The sequence below is a fragment of the Actinomycetospora aurantiaca genome, from assembly GCF_037401875.1.
In the GTDB taxonomy this organism is placed as follows: domain Bacteria; phylum Actinomycetota; class Actinomycetes; order Mycobacteriales; family Pseudonocardiaceae; genus Actinomycetospora; species Actinomycetospora aurantiaca.
On the sequence record NZ_JBBEGN010000018.1, the window covers coordinates 14,995 to 31,688 of the forward strand.

Here is a 16,694-nt window from a genome sequence, read left to right on the forward strand (position 1 = left end):
TGGACGCCGATGGACACCGACGACCCGGTGACGGCGCCGATCCCCGCGCAGCGGCCGCCGCGCGCCGACTCCGGGGAGCGGGCCGCCGTCGAGGCGCCGGCTCCGGCCCCGGCTCCGGCACCGCCCCGGCGCCGGGCCGCCTCCGGGTCCAGGTCACGGTCCGGGTCCCGACGCCGGGTCGCGTCGGGCGGGCAGGCGCACGCGCACGGCCACGGGCACGGGCACGGGCCCGCGCCCGCCGTCGGGACCACGGTCCGCCGGGTGCTCGCGGCGCTGCTGGTGCCCTGTGGCCTGGCGGTGATCATCGGGCTGGTCCTGCTGGCTCCGACCCCCTCGGAGTACCGGGCCGTGGTCGACGGCAGCCACGCCGCAGCCGCGGGACAGGGGCCCGGCACCACGAGCGGGGCGGCCGCCGCGGTGGCCACGCAGCCGCTGGACGGGACCGTCGTGCGCGCCGGCGCCGAGGCCGACTGCTCGGATCCGACGCTCGCCGTCGAGGCCGGGACCGGCTGCTTCCCGCTGCAGGTGCGGCTGGACGAGGGTCCGGCGACCGGGCGGACGATCGACACGCTGCTGCCCGGTGGCCCGGCCACTCCGCAGTTCGCCGACGGGGACGCGGTCGTCCTCGCGTGGTCCGGCGGCGACCCCGCCGACCCGAGCGGCTACCAGGTGGTGGACCGGCAGCGGGGCGGGCCGCTGCTGCTGCTGGCCGCGGTGTTCGCCGTCGCGGTGGTGCTGCTGGGGCGCTGGCAGGGCCTCGCGGCGCTCGGGGCGCTGGTGATCACCCTCGCGGTGCTCGGGGTGTTCGTGCTCCCGGCCCTGCTGACCGGCTCGGCGCCGGTGCCGGTGGCCCTGGTGGCGGCGGGCGTGATCGTGGCGGTGGTCTTCCCGACGATCCACGGCTTCTCGGCGCGGACGGCGACCGCGGCGCTGGGGACGGTGGTCTCGCTCGGCCTGATCGGGGTGCTGGCGCTGGTCTTCGGGGGGTTGACGCGGCTGACCGGGCTCGACGACTCGTCGACCGAGCTGATCGGGGTGCTCGGTGCCGGGGTCGACGCCCGGGGTCTCCTGCTCGCCGGGCTGATCATCGGCGCCCTGGGCGTGCTGGACGACGTGACGGTCACCCAGACCTCGACCGTCTGGGAGCTGCACCGCGCCGACCCGTCGTCGGGGACCCGCGACCTGTACTCGGCCGCGATGCGGGTGGGGCGCGACCACGTCGCCTCGGCGGTGAACACCCTGGTCCTGGCCTACGCCGGTGCGGCCCTCCCGCTGCTGCTGCTGTTCACGCTCTCCGGGCGCGGGGTGGGCGACCTGCTGACCGCCGAGGACGTCGCGCAGGAGGTGCTGCGCACGCTGGTCGGGTCGATCGGGATCGTCGCGGCGGTGCCGGTGACGACGTTCGTGGCGGCCGTCGTCGTGCGCTCGGACCGGTCGACCGCGGCCACGAACACGGCCACGAACACGGCCTCGAACACGGCCTCGACCGCGTGAGGTCCGCGCGGGACACCGAGCTGCGGGTGGGCGCGGCCGGGGCGGCGGTCGTCGGGGTCGCCTTCGGGATGGCGCGGTTCTGCTTCGGACTGACGCTGCCGGACCTGCGGGTCGACCCGGGCCTGTCGAGCACCGGGGTCGGTGAGGCCGTGCTCGGCCTCATCGCCGGCGGCACGTTCGCGGGGTTCCTCGCCGGCATCGTGGGCGCGCCGCTGCTGGCCGCGCGGCGCGGGCCACGGGCCCCGACGACGGTGGGCGGGATCTGCGGTGCGGGCGGGGCGCTGATCGTGGTCCTCGCGGGCTCGCCCGGCGTGCTCGCGGTCGGGGCGGTGCTGGCGGGGAGCGCGGCGGGTTGGGTGTGGGCGCCCTACTCCGACGTCGCGGCCGCCCTGGTGCGTGCCGACCGCCGTCCGCGGCTGCTCTCGCTGATCAGCACCGGGACGTGCGGCGGGCTGGTGCTGGTCGCCCTCGTCGCGATGGCGGCGGCGACCGGGTGGCGGCTGGTCTGGGCGGCCGTGGCGCTGTGCTCGGCGCTCGCCGCGCTGCTGAACCTGCGGTGGGTGCCCGCCGTCCCGCCGCCCGCACGGACGGAGCGCCGGCCCCTGGCCTGGCGCGCCCTCGGCGCGGCCACCCTGTTCGCGGTGGTCCACCAGGCGGGGACGGCCGTGGCGTTCACCTACACCGCGGACGTCGCGACGCGCGCCGGACTCGCCGCGGGCGTCCGGCCCGTGCTGTTCGTCGTCATCGGCGTGCTGGGGCTGGTCGGGCTGGTCACCGGGGAGATGGCCGCGCGGGTCGGGTCGCCGCGGGTGGCGGCGGGCTGCCTGCTCTCGATCGCGGGGAGCCTGCTGGTGCTCGCCGCCGCCGAGCGGTCGGCCGTCCTCGCCCTGGTCGCCGTCGCGGTCTTCGCCCCCGGGTACATGGTGGGTGCGGCCGTGCTCGCGGTGTGGACCGCGGAACTGGTCCCCGCCGACCCCGGCCGCGCGCTGTCCGTGACGATGGTGGTGGGCGCGCTCGGGGCGGTCGTCGCGCCGATCGTCGTCGGGGCCCTGGTCACGACGACGGGGCTGCCGGCGCTGCTCGTCGCGTCCGCCCTGCTCAGCGGCGTCGTGGGTGCGGGCCTCGTCAGGTCCCGCAGTACGTGACGAACGGCCCCGAGCCCGGCTCGGCGTAGCGCTCGCGCCCGGGCTGGACGGTGTAGGGCCGCGAGACGACCTCGAGGATCTCCTGGAACGGCCCGAGGTCGCCCTGCTCCGCGGCGGTCAGGGCCTCGTCGACGAGGTGGTTGCGGGGGACGTAGACCGGGTTGACGTGCTCCCGGTCGAGCTCCGGGTGCCAGCGGGCGGCCCACGCGTCGTAGGCGTCGCGGTCGAGGAAGAGGTCGCGCGGGTTCTCGGCGCGGAAGAACGTCGTCCAGTCGACCTGCTGCGCGTGCAGCAGGGCCAGCAGGTCGGCGACGAGGTCCGGGTCCGGGTCGCGCAGGCCGAGCTTCGCGGCCATCCCGGCCTGGAAGTGCCGCTCGTAGACCTCGCCGAACTCCTGCACGACCGCGGTGGCCTGCTCGATGGCGCGGTCGGTGTCGGGGTCGATCAGCGGCAGCAGCGCCTCCCCCAGCCGCGCGAGGTTCCAGCGGGCGATCGGGGGCTGGTGGCCGTAGGCGTAGCGCCCGGCGTGGTCGATGGAGCTGAACACCGTCTGCGGGTCGTAGCGGTCCATGAACGCGCAGGGCCCGTAGTCGATCGTCTCGCCGGAGATCGTCGTGTTGTCGGTGTTCATCACGCCGTGCACGAACCCGACCAGCATCCACTGCGCGACCAGCGCCGCCTGCGCGTGCACGACGCGGCGGTAGAAGTCCAGGTAGCCGGTCGACTCGGGGTGGTGGCGCGCGATCGCGTGATCGGCCAGGGCCCTCACGACGTCGGGTCCGGCGCTCGCGGCCGCGTACTGGAAGGTGCCGACGCGCAGATGACTGGACGCGACGCGGGCGAGGACGGCCCCGGGGAGCAGCCCGGTGTCGCGGGGGACGTCCTCGCCGGTGAGCGAGACCGCGAGCCCGCGGCTGGTCGGGATGCCGAGGGCGTGCATCGCCTCGCCCATGAGGTACTCGCGCAGCATCGGCCCGAGGGCCGCCTTGCCGTCGCCGCCGCGGGCGAACGGGGTGCGGCCGGAGCCCTTGAGGTGCAGGTCGTGGCGCCGCCCCTGCGGGTCGACCAGCTCACCGAGCAGCAGCGCCCGCCCGTCGCCGAGCCGGGGCTGGTACATCCCGAACTGGTGCCCGGAGTAGGCCATCGCCACCGGCTGCACGCCCTCGGGCACGGTGCCGGTGAGCAGGCCGGACTCCCGCAGGTCCGCCGGGTCGCGGCCGAGCTCGGCCGCGAGGTCGTCGTTGACGACGACGGCCGAGGGGTTGGTCGTCCGGGCGGCCGTCCAGTGCACGACCAGGTCGGGCACGGCGTCGGCGTAGGTGTGCTCGAGCTGCGAGACGGCGGTGCTCATCGCCTCCGACGCTACGCGCGCACGGGCGCCGGGCCCAGGACCGAGAGCAGCCGCAGCTTGTCCTGGCTCTCGCTGCCGGGCACGGCGGTGTAGACGAACAGCCGGTGCGACTGATCGGGGTCCAGCAGGGTCTGGCAGTGCAGCTCCAGGCGCCCGACCTCCGGGTGCACGAACCGCTTGACGTCCGGCGGCGGGATGCCGATCTCGTGGGCGTCCCACAGCCCGCGGAACTCGTCGCTACGCGCGAGCAGGAGATCGGCGAGGTGGGCGGCCCGCGAGTCAGGACCTCGCATCGTCATGATCGCCCGGAGCCCGGCGGCGTACATGCGGGACAGGAAGGCGTGGTCCTCCGGGGCGTACAGCGTTCGGTCGGCGGGATCGGTGAACCAGCGGTACCCGCGGCTGCGGGCCGGACCGGTGTGGCGCGTGGCGTCCCCGGTGAGCGCGACGCCCAGCGGGGTCTGGCGCAGCGTCTCCCCCAGTTCGGTGACGATCTCGGCCGGGGTGTCCTCGTCGAGGCGGTCGAGGATGCGCAGCATGCCGGGGCCGACGTGCTCGCTGGTCGCACCCCGGGCGGGCGGGTGGTGCCCGGCGAGGCGGAACAGGTGGTCGCGCTCGTCCAGCGAGAGGTGGAGGCCCTGCGCGATCGAGGCGACCATCTGCTCCGAGGGCTGCGGTCCGCGCTGCCGTTCGATGCGCGCGTAGTAGTCCGCCGACATGTGGCAGAGCGCCGCGACCTCCTCGCGGCGCAGCCCGCCGGTCCGGCGCCGCTGTCCCCGCGGCAGCCCGACGTCCTCGGGCTGCAACGACTCGCGACGCCGGCGCAGGAACGCCGCCAGCCCGGCCCGGTCGATCATCGCGGTCCGCCCTCTCCTCGGTGACGACCCCGTTCCTACCGGTGGGTCCCGGGCCCCAGCCACGGATCGTCGGGCCGTGGCTGTCGCCCGCTCGCTCGGTGCGGAGGACCTACTGGAGCGACTCGACGACCAGCCCCTCGGCCAGGTCGGCGTAGTCCGCCGGGGTCGCGGTCAGCAGGGGCCAGCTGCGCTCGAGCGCGCACCGACGCGTGGACGACGTCGAGCGGGGAGTCCCGCCCGCGCCCGAGGGCACCGATCTCGCGTGCCCGGGCGGCGCCGAGGTCGTCCACGACCGTCACCGGGAGACCGAGCAGGACGTCGAGCACCGGCCGGGTGCTCGGATCGAGTACGGCGTCCGCCGTCCCGAGGGCCGTCGAGGGGACGAGGAGCACGATGTCCTCCTCGACGGCGGTCCGGACCAGGGCGGCCGTGTAGACGGACGTCTGCCGGGCGAACGCCAGCAGCGCCGAGCGATCGAGGACCCGTCCACCGATCACGCGGTGGGCAGGAGCGGGAGCCCCAGCTGCGCCCGCGCGGCGTTCAACGCCTCGACGGGCGGACGCCCGCCGAGGGCATCCTCGAGCTGGGCGAGGGCGCGCGCCTTCGACTGTCGGGCCGACAGGGCCTGCGCGACGTAGGCGGACACACTCTCGGCGGCCCCGGCCTCGACGGCGGTCCGGGCCGCCGCGACCACCTCCGCCGGGAGACTCACCGTGATGCGCTCAGCGCTCATACTCGGAGCGTAGCGCGCTCATACCCTCCCGGGGCGCCTCGTTAGTGGCGAGAGCCGGCTCGAGCTCACGCGGGTGGCCGCGCGTCAGTACTCGTAGGCCGGCGTCGGCTCGCGGACCTCGGCGGCGTCGAGCACCGTCACGGTCGGCACGAAGCCGGACTCCCGGGTCGCCGTGCCGGGGACGAGCCGGACGCGGGCGCTGACCCACCGGTCGGACGCCGCGCCCGGCCCGCCCACGAGCCCCCGCGGATCGTCCAGCCGCAGGCGCACCGGGCTCGCATCGGCCGCACAGCAGGAGATGACGAGGCGCGCGAGGTCGACACCCGGCCCGTCCCGGGCGGCCACCACGAACCCGGTCACGGTGAGCTCCCGGCCTGCGAGCGCCCCGCCGTCGGGGGATGCCGCGGCCCGGGCGACGAGGTCGACCAGGGGGACCGCCGGCGACTCGCCCGGAGGCAGCGGCTCCTCCGGCGCCCGACCCACGGCGACCGTGCGGGTGCCCGCGAGGTCCACCGCGTCCGAGCCCAGGGACGGCGGCGCCGCGAGCAGCACCACGAGGACGGGGGCGAGCAGCAGCCACGCCGAGCGCCCGGAGCCGTGGTCGTGGTCGTCGTCCGTCTCGGGGCGCCGCTGCAGGTCGCGCACCACGTCGAGCAGGGCCAGGGCGATCACGACGACGCCGGCCGCGGCCACCAGCGGAGCCATCCCCGGCCGCACGTAGTGCAGCACCGTGCCGTCGACGACGATCAGCACCAGCACGGCGCCGGCGAACACCAGCAGCGCGTTGCGTACCTCGCGGCTCATCGGGTCGAGCTCCGCTCCGCTGCGTCTCCCGTCACAGGACCACCGCCCCGGCGCCTACCGCACACAACACCGCCACGACGAAGGTCAACGGGGCGAACCGCATCGCGAACCCGCGCCCGAACGTCCCGGCCTGCAGCGCGATCAGCTTGAGGTCCACCGCCGGCCCGACGACGAGGAACACCAGGCGCGGGAGCAGCGGCAGCGCCGAGAGCGACGCCGCCACGAACGCGTCGCCCTCGCTGCACAGCGACATCACCACCGCGAGCACCGCCATGACGACGACGGCGAGCACCAGCTGCTCCCCCAGTCCTTCCACCCACGCGGCGGGGACCACGGTGGTCAGCACGGCCGCCACCAGCCCGCCGAGGACGAGGAAGCCGCCGGCGTCCACGAGATCGTGCCGGGCCGTCGCGGCCGCGACCCGCCAGCGGGCCCCCTCGGTCGGCGGTGGCGCCCGCCGGACGCGCGCCGCCATCCACTCCGCCCGACCGGCACGGGCCCACACCCACCCGACCACGCTCGCCGTCAGGAACGAACCGACGAAGCGCGCGAGCACCATCTCCGGCGCGCCCGGGAAGGCCACGGCCGTCGAGACCAGCACGACCGGGTTGACCGCGGGCGCGGCGAGGAGGAACGCGAGCGCCACCGCGTCGGGTACGCCCCGCCCGATCAGTCGCCGCGCCACGGGCACCGAGGCGCACTCGCAGCCGGGGAGCGCCACGCCGGCCGCCACCGCGACCGGGACGGCCGTCCCCGCTCGCGCGGGCAGGAGACGCCGCAGGGCCGCGGGCGACACGTAGGCGGTGAGCAGCCCCGAGAGCAGCACCCCGAGCACCAGGAACGGCAGCGCCTGCACGACGACCGCCACGAACACCGTGGCCCCCACGCGCAGCTGCGGCGTGACCAGCGGATCGACCCCGAGCACCCGCAACCCGAGCGCGACGACCAGCACGGCGGCGAGGACCTCCACGCCACCGAGCCGCCGCACCCCCGCCGTCATGATCGCGATGGTGGCAGAGGGGTCCGACACCGTGGGCCGGAACGCCTCAGACCCTGGGGACCACCATCGGCGTCCCGGTCACCGGATCCGGCACCACGAGGGCCGGGAGGTCGAAGACCCGCTCGACGAGCGCGGCGTCGATCACCTCCCCCGGTGGGCCGGCGGCCACCACGGCCCCGTCGCGCAGGGCGATCACGTGGTCGGCGTAGCGGGCGGCCTGGTTCACGTCGTGGAGCACCGCGACCACCGTGCGGCCCTCGTCGCGCAGCCGGGCGAGCAGGGACAGCACCTCGTACTGGTGGCGCAGGTCGAGGAACGACGTCGGCTCGTCGAGCAGCAGGTGCGAGGTCTCCTGGGCCAGCACCATGGCGATCCAGACCCGCTGTCGCTGCCCGCCCGAGAGCTCCGCGACGCCCCGGTCGGCGAGCTCGCTCACCCCCGCCGCGACCAGCGCCCCCTCGACGGCCTCGGCGTCGGCCGGCGACCAGAGCGCCCACGGCCGCTGGTGCGGGAAGCGGCCGCGGCCCACGAGCCGGCGGACGGTCTCCCCCTCGGGCGCCACCGGGTCCTGCGGCAGGAACGCCACCGCACGGGCGAAGGCGCGCGCCTTCCACACGCCCACCGGCCGCCCGTCCAGCGTGACCGTTCCCGACGACGGGTCCAGCTGGCGCACCAGCGCGCGCAGCAGGGTGGACTTGCCGCAGGCGTTCGGACCCACGACCGCGGTGAACGCGCCCTCGGGGACGTCCACGGTCAGGTCCTCGGCGACCGTGCGACCGCCGTAGCCGAGGGTCGCCCGCTCGGCGCGCAGCCGGCTCACCATCGGGTCCGCACCTCCCGGGCGAGCAGGGCCATGAGGTAGAGCCCGCCGAGCACCACCGTCACCACGCCCACCGGCACCGCCCGCCCGGCCGGGGCGAGCCGGGCGACGAGGTCGGCGGTGGTCAGCAGCACCGCGCCCGTCGCCGCGGCGGGCACGAGCGGGGTCCCGGCCGCCCCGGCGAGGCGCCGCCCGATCTGTGGTGCCGCCAGCGCCACGAACAGGATCGGGCCCGCCACCGCGGTGACCACGGCCGAGGCCGCCGCCCCGACCACGACCAGCAGACGGCGCAGCCGCACCAGCTCCACGCCGGTGCCGGCGGCCAGCCCGTCCCCGAGGTCGTGCTGGGCGATCGCGGGCGCGAGCAGCACGAGCGCGACCGCCACGGCGACGACCACCCCGAGCGCCGGCCCCACGTCCTCCCACCCCACGCCGTTGAGCGACCCGGCGTTCCAGCCCGCCCCCGCGAGGGCCACCTCGAGGTCCGCCCGCAGGATGATCCACGAGTTCAGGGCCACCAGCATGGCGTTCACCGCGACCCCCACGACGACGAGCCGCAGCCCGGCGCCCGAGCTGCGCCCCGCCGCGAGCGCCAGCACCACCGACGCCGCGAGCAGCCCGCCGAGCAGCGCCGCCCCGGCCAGCGACAGCGCGGAACCCCCGAGCGTCGTCAGGACGATCAGGGCGCCCGTGTGGGCGCCCGCGTCCAGGCCGATCACGTCCGGGCTGCCCAGGGGATTGCGGGTGAGGTTCTGGAACACGGCGCCCGACACGCCGAGCCCGGCGCCGAAGACGAGCGCGGCCACCACGCGCGGCAACCGCCACTGCAGGACGACCACCGGCGACCCGCCCCCGCCGACGAACGCCCCGAGCACCTCCGACGGCGGGTCCCACCCCGCGCCGCGCGACAACGACACGAAACCCACGAGGACCGCGAGCACGACGAGCACCGAGCTCACGACCAGCGAGCGCACGCCCGGCCGCGCGGACACCGGACCGAACCGGACGACGACGGTCACCGCGCCTCCCCCCGCGCGAGGCGCCGGACCGCGAGGATCAGCACCGGTCCCCCGACGAACGCCGTCACCACAGCGACCGGCAGCTCCCCCACCGGCAGCGCGACCCGCGCGAGCACGTCGGCGACGATCAGCACCACCGGCCCCGCGAGCAGACAGAAGGCGACCGCGAGGGCCAGCGAGCCGCGCGCCGCCCACCGTGCCACCAACGGCACCAGCAGCCCGACGAAGGCGATCGGCCCCGCCAGCGCGGTCGCCGCCGCGGCCAGCAGCGCCACCAGTCCGGAGGCCGCCACCCGCACGGCCCCGACCCGCGTGCCGAGCGCCGCCGCCACCTGGTCGCCCAGCGCCAGCGTCCCGAGCGACCGCACGAGCGGCACGACGGCGACCAGCCCGACGGCGATCGCCACCAGGGGCAGCGTCGTGGGCGCCTGTTCCCGGCCGGCCAGGGACCCGACCGACCAGAACCGGTACACGTCGAAGACCTCCGGCGGGGTCGCCAGCCGCAGCCCCAGGCTCACCCCGTTCAGCACCAGGCCGAGCGCGACGCCGGCCAGCAGGGTGCGCAGCGGCGAGGTGCCGCCGACCGCGAGCACCACGACCGCTGCCGCGACCGCACCGACCAGCGCCAGCGCCAGCTGTTCCGCCGGTGACGCGGCCGCGCCCAGCAGCACCCCGACCGTCAGGGCGCAGCCGGCGCCCGCGGTCACCCCCAGCAGTCCCGGCTCCGCGAGCGGGTTGCGGCTCACGGTCTGCATGAGCAGACCGCCCACGCCCAGCGCCGCCCCGACCGCCGCCGCCAGCAGTGTCCGCGGCACCCGCAGGTCCCGCACCGTCAGCACCGTCCCGACGTCGCCCCGGCCGCGCAGCGCGTCGAGCACCGCGCCCGGTGGGGTCGGGACCGCCCCGGCCGCGAGGCTCACCAGCACCGCCGCCACCAGCAGCGCCGCGCTCGCGGCGAGCAGTCCGGCCGCGCGGGCCTGCTCAGTCCTCATCGAGGTCGACGACGCCGCGCTTCCAGTACCCCGTCACGAGGGCCCCGGCGGCCAGCCCGTCCCGCACCGCGCGCCGCAGGGGTCGCAGCGCGTCCGCCTCCCCCGCGGCGACCAGGAAGGCGTCCGGCCGTGCGAGGTCGCGGACGGCCTCGCCGAGCCGGGAGCCGGTCCCCGCGCGCACCAGGCGGTGCACCGCGACGCCCGGCCCCGGGACGAGCGGGTAGTCGTGGTCGGAGGCCTCGCCGGTCTCGATCACGACGTCGGCCGTGACGTGCCCGGGGGCCTCCTCCATCCACCGCCCGACCACCGGCAGCGCCGTCTCGTCGACGGCGAACACGTGGTGGGACCGGTGGTGCGGGAACACCCGGCACCCCGGCGGACCGGCCACGCACACCGGATCGCCGACCGCCGCGTCCCGTCCCCAGGCGGACCCGGGACCCTCGCCGTGCAGGACGACGTCGAGGTCCAGCTCGCCGGCCCGGGTGTCGAGGCGGCGCACCGTGTAGGTCCTCGTGCACGGGAACGGGCTGGGCCAGTCGAGCAGGTCGGCGTCGGGCCGCGGGGTCGGGACGCGGCGCGTGCCGTCCGGGTCGGGGAACACCAGCTTGACGTGGTCGTCGGCCTGGTAGCTGTGGAACCCGGCCAGCTCCGGACCCGCGACGGTGATCCGCACGATGCGCGGGGTCAGCACCCTGCGGGCGGCGACGGTGAGGTGGCGGACGCCGATCGGGTACGGGACCCGGACCACCCCGTCGCCCTCGCGCTGGTGGGCCGCCACCTTCGGGCCGGGGTCGCGGCGCGAGAGGTCGCGGACGGTCACGACGTCGGGCTCGCGAGCAGCGGGGCGAGGGCCTGGTCGACCGAGTCGAGCGTCCGGTTCGCGGTCTCGTAGGTCGCGGCCTCGGTCCTCGCCAGCGGGTACACCCGACCCGCCTGCACCGCGGGGAGCGTCTGCCAGAGCGGGTTCTCCAGCACGGCGCGGACCGCGTCGGACGGTGTGCCGTCGGCCCGCACGGAGTAGGTGATGGAGTCGACAGACCCGAGCTTGGCCGGCAGTTCCTCGAGGGCGGGGTACTCGCTGGAGTCCTTGCTGCCGCCGCCCTTGACGGTCGGCTCGCCCACGTAGGTCACGCCGACGTCGCCGGCGATGTTGGTGCCCCACGACCCGGCGTACTCGCGGTGGAAGGTCCCGGCCGCGACCCGGCCGTAGCCGCCGACGTGGCCGAAGGTGCGGCCGGCGAGCACCGGTGCGTACTTCGCCCGCAGCGCCGCCGCCTTCTGCTCGTAGCGGGTCCGGGCGTCGTCGAAGGCGGCGAGGCGCCCGGCGGCGTCGGCCTGCCGGCGGGTGAGCTCGCGCCAGTCCGACGGCGTGTTCGGCCCGATCGCGACGACCGGGGCGATCGACTGCAGCCGGGCCACGTCGACGTCGGCCAGCACCGGCCGCGGCACCCCGATGACGATGAGGTCCGGGTCGGTCGCCGCCACCTTCTCGTAGTCGGTCTCCGCGGCCTGGTCGGCCCCGACCTTCTCCACCCGGTCGTAGGTCGCCCGCTCGTCCGCGCTCATCAGCGCGGTCCCGCGGGTCCACGTGGAGATGCCCACCAGCGGTACCCCGGCCTCGATGAGGGCCGGGACCGCGTACCCGGTGGCCACCACGCGCTGCGGCGACACCGGCACCGTCACCGGCCCGAGGTCGGTCTCCACCACCCGGGTCGGCCCCTCCGGGGCGGCTCCGCCCCCGCCGGAACAGGCGGCGGCGAGCACGGCGGCGAGGGCGAGGACGGCGGCGAGCAGGACGCGGACGGGGCGTCGGGGCACGACGGGGGACCTCCGGGAGGGGAGCGGACACGACCGGCCGCTGAGGTTAGCCTTACCGAACAGCCGCGAGATGTCGTGAGGAGGACACCCCGTGTCGCCGACGGGACCACGGCGGGGCGAGGAACCCCTGGTGTGCGAGCAGTTCGGGCACGGGCTCGGGCGCCCCGACGGCGTGCTCGTGGTGCGCTACCGCTCCACCGGGCGGCTGGCCGTGGCCGACGGGCGGGACGACTTCCTCCACCAGCTGTTCTGGGCGCCCGCGGGCTACCTGTCCCTGACGACGGCGGAGCGGCCCGTCTTCGTCGGGCCGCGGCGCGGGGTGTGGGTGCGGCGCGGGACGCGGCACGTCGTCGACGCCCGCGACCAGGACGAGGTGTACCGCGTCTGCCTGCGCGAGGTCCCCGGCGCGCTCGACGAGGTCCGGGCCGGGCCCGCCGAGGTGACCGACGAGGCCGTCGCGGCCCTGCTGCGGCTGGCCGTCGACCGCCTGGACGACCTCGACGGCGCCCTGCGCGACCGGACTGCCCTCCTCGCCGGCCTGCACCCCGCCGACGAGGTCGCCCGGGCCCGCGGGCGCGGGTACGCCCTCGCCGTCGCCGACCGGCTGGCGCACGCCCCCGACGACCCGACCGATCTCGCGGGGTGGGCCGAGCGGCTGCACATCAGCCCGAAGACCCTCCAGCGCGACGTCGTCCGGACCTTCGGCACCTCGTGGACCCGCTGGCGCACGGAGGTCCGACTCGCCGCCGCGGACGCCCTGCTCGCGACCTGCTCGGTCGGCGTCACCGCGCGGCGGGTCGGCTACGCCACCGCCTCGGCCTTCGTCGCCGCCTACGCGCGCGAGCGGGGGCACACGCCGGGCCGGGTTCAGCGCACCGCCGTCGAGCGAAGGGCCCCTTCGGTCGGATAGACGGGCCGTGGGCGCCCATCGCCCGGACGCCGCCGCATGGGCGAAGGGCGCCCCTCGGCGATAGAGCTGACCGAAGGGGCCCTTCGCTCGGATCAGGATCGCGTGCGGACGTAGCGCACGAGGATCGTCGAGTCCTCCACCAGCAGCGACGAGACCTCGAAACCGCGCGGCGAGTCCAGCGGATCGTCGGTCCGCGCCAGCCGCGACGCCCGGCCGGCCACCGCCGTCGGCACGAAGCTCACGCGCATCTCGTCGACGAGGTCGGCCGCCAGCAGCTTCCCGGTGAGGCCCGGGCCGCCCTCGCAGTCGATCCGGCGCAGTCCCCTCGCGGCCAGCTGCCGCATCGCGTCCGCCAGGTCGACGTCGTCGTCCCCGGCGACCAGCACGTCCGCGCCGGCGTCCGCCCACTCCCGCTGCCGCTGCTCCGGTGCCGACGCGCACGTGATCACGATGGTGGGGACGAGCACGTCGACGATGCTGGTCGCGTCCGCCGGCAGCGACCCCGAGGTCACGACGGCGAGCGGCGGCACCTCCGCGAGCCCGTGCCGTTCCCGGCGACGGGCGGACTCGCCCTCCGGGCGCAGCCCCGGGTACTCCTCGGCCACCGCGGTCCCGGAGGCGAGCAGGACGACGTCGGCGAGGTCGTGGCCGAGGTGGAAGACCTTCCGGTCGGCGTCCGTCGACAGCCCGCGGCTGCGGCCCTCGATCTCGATCCCGCCGTCCAGCGAGCTGACGAAGTTCACCGCGACCCACCCGTCGTCGTGAACCGGGTAGGTGTACAGCGACTCCAGGTCGGCCGGACCGAGCTCATCGGCGGGCAGCGGCCACACCCGGTGCATCAGGTCCAGCGCTCCGCCCGCGACGGCGGGCGGTGCCCCTGCACGCTCGCGACCATCTCGACGGTCTGCCGCGTCTCCTCCACCTGGTGGGCGCGCACCATCGCGACGCCCTGCGCGGCGGCGAGGGCGGTCGCGGCGAGGGTGCCGGTCAGCCGGCCCTCGAGCGGCACGTCGAGGGTCTCCCCCACCACGCCCTTGTTCGACATCGCGAGCAGCACCGGCCAGCCGGTGTCCACCAGGCGCGGGAGCGAGCGCAGCACCTCGAGGCTCTGCACGGTGTTCTTGCCGAAGTCGATCGTGGGGTCGAGCAGGATGCCCTCGGGCGGGACCCCCGCCTCCACCGCCCGGTCCGCCAGCGCGACGGTCACCGCCACGACGTCGCCCATGACGTCCTCGTAGACCGGTTTGACGGGGTCCGTGCGCGGGGTCAGCCCGCCGGTGTGCGCCGCGACGTACCCGGCGCCGTGGCGGGCCGTGACCGGCAGGATGTCGGCGTCCCAGCCGGCCCAGCTGTCGTTGACCAGGTCCGCGCCCGCGTCGAGCAGGGCCGCCGCGGCCTCCGCGCGGTAGGTGTCGATCGAGATCGTCAGGTCCGGGAACCGCTCGCGGGCCCACCGCACCGTCGGGCGCACCCGGTCGATCTCCTCGGCGACCGTGACCTCCGGACCCGGGCTGGCCGGGACGCCGCCGAGGTCGACGACGTCGGCGCCCCGGGCGACGGCCCGCTCGATCGCGGCCTCGGCGGCCCCGGCCTCCCAGGTGGCGCCGTGGTCGTAGAACGAGTTCGGGGTGCGGTTGACGATCGCCATGACGAGGGCGCGATCCCGCCGCAGGGTCCGCCCGTGGATCGTCATCTCGACCCCCGCCCGGGTCGGCGTGCTCACGAGGCCATGACCGCGGTGTCGATCAGGATCGGCATGCCGCCTTGATACACGGCCGGATCCGGACCGGCCACCGGCCGCGGCGCTCAGCGCCGATGCGGCAGGAGGCGCCGGTGCTTCCCGGCCGACCAGTCGACCATGAGCAGGGTCGCGTCGTCCTGCAGCCGCCCTCCCTGGTGGGCGAGCACCGCGGCGGAGAGCCGTCGCAGGGTCTCCGGCGCGGGCAACCGGTCGAGCTCGGCCCGCTCCGTGAAGTCGACCAGGCGCTCCACGCCGAAGAACTCGCCCGCCGCGTCGCGGGCCTCGACGATGCCGTCGGAGTAGAACAGCACGCGGTCGCCCGGTTCGAGCTGCTCCCGGGCGGCGACGCGCCGGCGCTCGCGGGGCGGGACCCCCAGCGGCGGCCCGACGGCCGCGTCCAGCTCGCGCACGATGTGGCCGCCGCGAACCACGAGTGGCGCCGGGTGGCCGGCGACCAGGTACTCCAGCAGGCCCGTGCGCGTGTCCAGGCGGGCGAGCACCGCGGTGACGAAGGTCAGCGGCCCGGGGCGGCCGGCGAGCAGCTCGTCGGCGTGGTCGGCGAGCCGGACCAGGTCGACCATGTCCGCTCCCTGCGCCCGCCGCTCGTTGCGCACGGCGGTGAGCGCGAGGGCGGTGGTCATGCCGGCGGTGAGGTCGTGCCCGACCCCGTCGTAGACGGCGAGGTCGATCAGGGCGCCTTCGGCCGCGTAGTCGTAGGCGTCGCCGGCGACCCGGTCCCACGGCTCCAGCAACCCGGCCACGACGACCTGTTCGGTGGCGAACGTCCGGGGCGGCACGAGCTGCCACAGCAGTTCCGCGGCGTCGCTCAGCGGCCCGTTGCCGCGCAGGCGGCGCAGCCGGTCGCTGTAGGCGAGCTTGGCCATGACGATGTGCCCGACGAGGCCCGCCAGCGACCAGCAGCGGGCACGCAGCTCGTCGTCGTCGGTGACCTCGCCGCCCAGGACGAAGCGGACGATCCCCACCCGCTCGGTCCCGTCCAGCGAGGGCACCCAGCGCACCCGCTCGCCGTCCGGCGCGATCCCGGGGAGCGACTCGCTGGTCTGGAAGGCGCGGCCGGCGATGGTGCCCTCGACGTCGACACCCTGCACGACGCCGGGCCGGACCGACCTCAACGTGTCCTGCGCCAGGTTGACCAGCAGCACCTCGGCGGAGAGGCCGAGCGGGGCGACGGCGTCGTCGACGATCTCGGAGATCTCGTCACCCGTCGCCAGGTGGGCCCGGTCGATCACCGAGGACAGGACTCCGGCCCACGTCGCGGACGGATCAGCCACCCTCACCCTCGCCTCGTGCGACATCCGGGGGACGCGGCCGTGCGGTCGACCGGCCCGCCATCGTGGCACAGCGGTGAGGACAGACCGCCGGTCAGGGCCGGTCGAGCCCCCGCGCGAGCTCGGCGAGGCCGGCGCCGATCTCGGCCCGCAGCGCGTCGAGGTCTGCCGCGGGGCCGTCCAGCCACCGACCCAGGGACAGTCGCAGCACCGCGAACGTCGCCGCCGCGCACACCTGGGGGTACCGCCCGGACTCCCCCACCCGGTCCGCGACCGCGGCCGCCAGGTCCGCCTCGGCCGTCGCGAGCACCGCGAGCTGCCAGGGCTGCAGGGCCGGCGTGGTGCGCGCGAGGCGCAGCACCGTCAGGTGGTCGCGGCTGGTGGCCTCGCCCTCGTCCATGACGGCGACGACGGCCTCCCGCAGCGCCTCGAGGACGCTCTCCCCCGCCGGCCGCGCGCGGAACCGGTCGACGAGGGCCGCGGCACCCTCCTGCGCCGAGGCCACCACCGCCTCCTCCTTGCAGGAGAAGTAGTGCCGGAAGGTCCGCGGCGCGACGTCGGCCGCCAGGGCGATCTGGTCCACGGTCACCCGCTCGAGGCCGTCGCGCGCGACCAGACGCAGCGCGGCGGCCCGCAGGGCGGTCCGGGTCGCGAGCTTCTTGCGCTCGCGGAGGCCCGGCGGCTCGACGGTCACGCCCGTCAGCATGCCGACCGGCCCCGA

General features: G+C 76.4%; 18 protein-coding genes. 3 read left to right on the forward strand and 15 right to left on the reverse strand.

The genetic code is table 11. The annotated features are described in order from the left end of the window. The first annotated feature begins 9 nt into the window (after positions 1 to 9). Together WCD74_RS24825 and WCD74_RS24830 are read left to right on the forward strand one after the other, a co-directional pair. Positions 10 to 1,494, forward strand: coding sequence for a YibE/F family protein (locus WCD74_RS24825; RefSeq protein ID WP_337697583.1), 1,485 nt, complete (start codon positions 10 to 12; stop codon positions 1,492 to 1,494). Further along, the gene (locus tag WCD74_RS24830; protein WP_337697584.1) at positions 1,491 to 2,639 is read left to right on the forward strand and encodes an MFS transporter; all 1,149 of its coding nucleotides are present in this window, start codon (positions 1,491 to 1,493) and stop codon (positions 2,637 to 2,639) included. The genes WCD74_RS24825 and WCD74_RS24830 overlap by 4 nt, the downstream gene beginning before the upstream one ends. Here the strand turns inward: WCD74_RS24830 and WCD74_RS24835 are convergent. The 11 genes from WCD74_RS24835 to WCD74_RS24885 form a co-directional block, all read right to left on the reverse strand. Further along, complete coding sequence (locus WCD74_RS24835) at positions 2,620 to 3,990, reverse strand: protein adenylyltransferase SelO (RefSeq protein WP_337697585.1); 1,371 nt, start codon at positions 3,988 to 3,990, stop codon at positions 2,620 to 2,622. The two genes, WCD74_RS24830 and WCD74_RS24835, sit on opposite strands and share 20 nt — an antisense overlap. Positions 3,991 to 4,001: 11 nt before the next feature. Continuing rightward, positions 4,002 to 4,847: a helix-turn-helix transcriptional regulator gene (locus WCD74_RS24840; protein WP_337697586.1), complete on the reverse strand. Its 846-nt coding sequence runs from the start codon at positions 4,845 to 4,847 to the stop codon at positions 4,002 to 4,004. Positions 4,848 to 4,956: 109 nt separating this feature from the next. Next, positions 4,957 to 5,100 carry a hypothetical protein gene (locus tag WCD74_RS24845; RefSeq protein ID WP_337697587.1) on the reverse strand — a complete coding sequence of 48 codons (144 nt, stop codon included), beginning with the start codon at positions 5,098 to 5,100 and terminating at the stop codon, positions 4,957 to 4,959. Between the two features lie 240 nt (positions 5,101 to 5,340). Continuing rightward, on the reverse strand, positions 5,341 to 5,580 hold the full coding sequence (locus WCD74_RS24850) for a hypothetical protein (protein ID WP_337697588.1): 240 nt from the start codon (positions 5,578 to 5,580) through the stop codon (positions 5,341 to 5,343). A gap of 84 nt (positions 5,581 to 5,664) precedes the next feature. Further along, on the reverse strand, positions 5,665 to 6,384 hold the full coding sequence (locus tag WCD74_RS24855) for a TIGR03943 family putative permease subunit (RefSeq protein ID WP_337697589.1): 720 nt from the start codon (positions 6,382 to 6,384) through the stop codon (positions 5,665 to 5,667). 31 nt (positions 6,385 to 6,415) lie between these two features. Continuing rightward, on the reverse strand, positions 6,416 to 7,384 hold the full coding sequence (locus WCD74_RS24860; RefSeq protein WP_337697590.1) for a permease: 969 nt from the start codon (positions 7,382 to 7,384) through the stop codon (positions 6,416 to 6,418). A gap of 46 nt (positions 7,385 to 7,430) precedes the next feature. Continuing rightward, positions 7,431 to 8,207 carry an ABC transporter ATP-binding protein gene (locus WCD74_RS24865; protein WP_337697591.1) on the reverse strand — a complete coding sequence of 259 codons (777 nt, stop codon included), beginning with the start codon at positions 8,205 to 8,207 and terminating at the stop codon, positions 7,431 to 7,433. Then, the gene (locus tag WCD74_RS24870) at positions 8,201 to 9,223 is read right to left on the reverse strand and encodes a FecCD family ABC transporter permease (protein ID WP_337697592.1); all 1,023 of its coding nucleotides are present in this window, start codon (positions 9,221 to 9,223) and stop codon (positions 8,201 to 8,203) included. The genes WCD74_RS24865 and WCD74_RS24870 overlap by 7 nt, the downstream gene beginning before the upstream one ends. Further along, positions 9,220 to 10,215 carry a FecCD family ABC transporter permease gene (locus tag WCD74_RS24875; protein ID WP_337697593.1) on the reverse strand — a complete coding sequence of 332 codons (996 nt, stop codon included), beginning with the start codon at positions 10,213 to 10,215 and terminating at the stop codon, positions 9,220 to 9,222. The genes WCD74_RS24870 and WCD74_RS24875 overlap by 4 nt, the downstream gene beginning before the upstream one ends. After that, complete coding sequence (locus WCD74_RS24880; RefSeq protein WP_337697594.1) at positions 10,205 to 11,035, reverse strand: siderophore-interacting protein; 831 nt, start codon at positions 11,033 to 11,035, stop codon at positions 10,205 to 10,207. Before WCD74_RS24880 ends, WCD74_RS24875 begins: the two co-directional genes overlap by 11 nt. Further along, positions 11,032 to 12,033 (reverse strand): ABC transporter substrate-binding protein, encoded by a 1,002-nt coding sequence (locus WCD74_RS24885; RefSeq protein WP_337697595.1) that lies wholly within the window; start codon positions 12,031 to 12,033, stop codon positions 11,032 to 11,034. Before WCD74_RS24885 ends, WCD74_RS24880 begins: the two co-directional genes overlap by 4 nt. 91 nt (positions 12,034 to 12,124) lie before the next feature. Here WCD74_RS24885 and WCD74_RS24890 point away from each other — a divergent pair, with 91 nt between their 5' ends. Beyond that, positions 12,125 to 12,943: an AraC family transcriptional regulator gene (locus WCD74_RS24890; RefSeq protein WP_337697596.1), complete on the forward strand. Its 819-nt coding sequence runs from the start codon at positions 12,125 to 12,127 to the stop codon at positions 12,941 to 12,943. Between the two features lie 92 nt (positions 12,944 to 13,035). On the opposite strand, the gene WCD74_RS24895 is transcribed toward WCD74_RS24890, so the two are convergent. The 4 genes from WCD74_RS24895 to WCD74_RS24910 form a co-directional block, all read right to left on the reverse strand. Then, complete coding sequence (locus WCD74_RS24895; RefSeq protein WP_337697597.1) at positions 13,036 to 13,782, reverse strand: dihydrofolate reductase family protein; 747 nt, start codon at positions 13,780 to 13,782, stop codon at positions 13,036 to 13,038. Then, on the reverse strand, positions 13,782 to 14,636 hold the full coding sequence (folP, locus tag WCD74_RS24900) for a dihydropteroate synthase (protein ID WP_337697671.1): 855 nt from the start codon (positions 14,634 to 14,636) through the stop codon (positions 13,782 to 13,784). Before folP ends, WCD74_RS24895 begins: the two co-directional genes overlap by 1 nt. Positions 14,637 to 14,749: 113 nt before the next feature. Then, complete coding sequence (locus tag WCD74_RS24905; RefSeq protein ID WP_337697598.1) at positions 14,750 to 15,976, reverse strand: PP2C family protein-serine/threonine phosphatase; 1,227 nt, start codon at positions 15,974 to 15,976, stop codon at positions 14,750 to 14,752. 91 nt (positions 15,977 to 16,067) lie between these two features. Further along, positions 16,068 to 16,667, reverse strand: a complete 600-nt coding sequence (locus WCD74_RS24910) for a TetR/AcrR family transcriptional regulator (RefSeq protein WP_337697599.1) — start codon at positions 16,665 to 16,667, stop codon at positions 16,068 to 16,070. Between the last annotated feature and the right edge of the window lie 27 nt (positions 16,668 to 16,694).

Coding starts and splice junctions, on each gene's coding strand:
- WCD74_RS24825 (WP_337697583.1), top strand. CDS start 10: ATGGACACCGACGACCCGGTGACGGCGCCGATCCCCGCGCAGCGGCCG.
- WCD74_RS24835 (WP_337697585.1), bottom strand. CDS start 3,990: ATGAGCACCGCCGTCTCGCAGCTCGAGCACACCTACGCCGACGCCGTG.
- WCD74_RS24840 (WP_337697586.1), bottom strand. CDS start 4,847: ATGATCGACCGGGCCGGGCTGGCGGCGTTCCTGCGCCGGCGTCGCGAG.
- WCD74_RS24850 (WP_337697588.1), bottom strand. CDS start 5,580: ATGAGCGCTGAGCGCATCACGGTGAGTCTCCCGGCGGAGGTGGTCGCG.
- WCD74_RS24855 (WP_337697589.1), bottom strand. CDS start 6,384: ATGAGCCGCGAGGTACGCAACGCGCTGCTGGTGTTCGCCGGCGCCGTG.
- WCD74_RS24860 (WP_337697590.1), bottom strand. CDS start 7,384: ATGACGGCGGGGGTGCGGCGGCTCGGTGGCGTGGAGGTCCTCGCCGCC.
- WCD74_RS24865 (WP_337697591.1), bottom strand. CDS start 8,207: ATGGTGAGCCGGCTGCGCGCCGAGCGGGCGACCCTCGGCTACGGCGGT.
- WCD74_RS24875 (WP_337697593.1), bottom strand. CDS start 10,215: ATGAGGACTGAGCAGGCCCGCGCGGCCGGACTGCTCGCCGCGAGCGCG.
- WCD74_RS24895 (WP_337697597.1), bottom strand. CDS start 13,782: ATGCACCGGGTGTGGCCGCTGCCCGCCGATGAGCTCGGTCCGGCCGAC.
- folP (WP_337697671.1), bottom strand. CDS start 14,636: ATGACGATCCACGGGCGGACCCTGCGGCGGGATCGCGCCCTCGTCATG.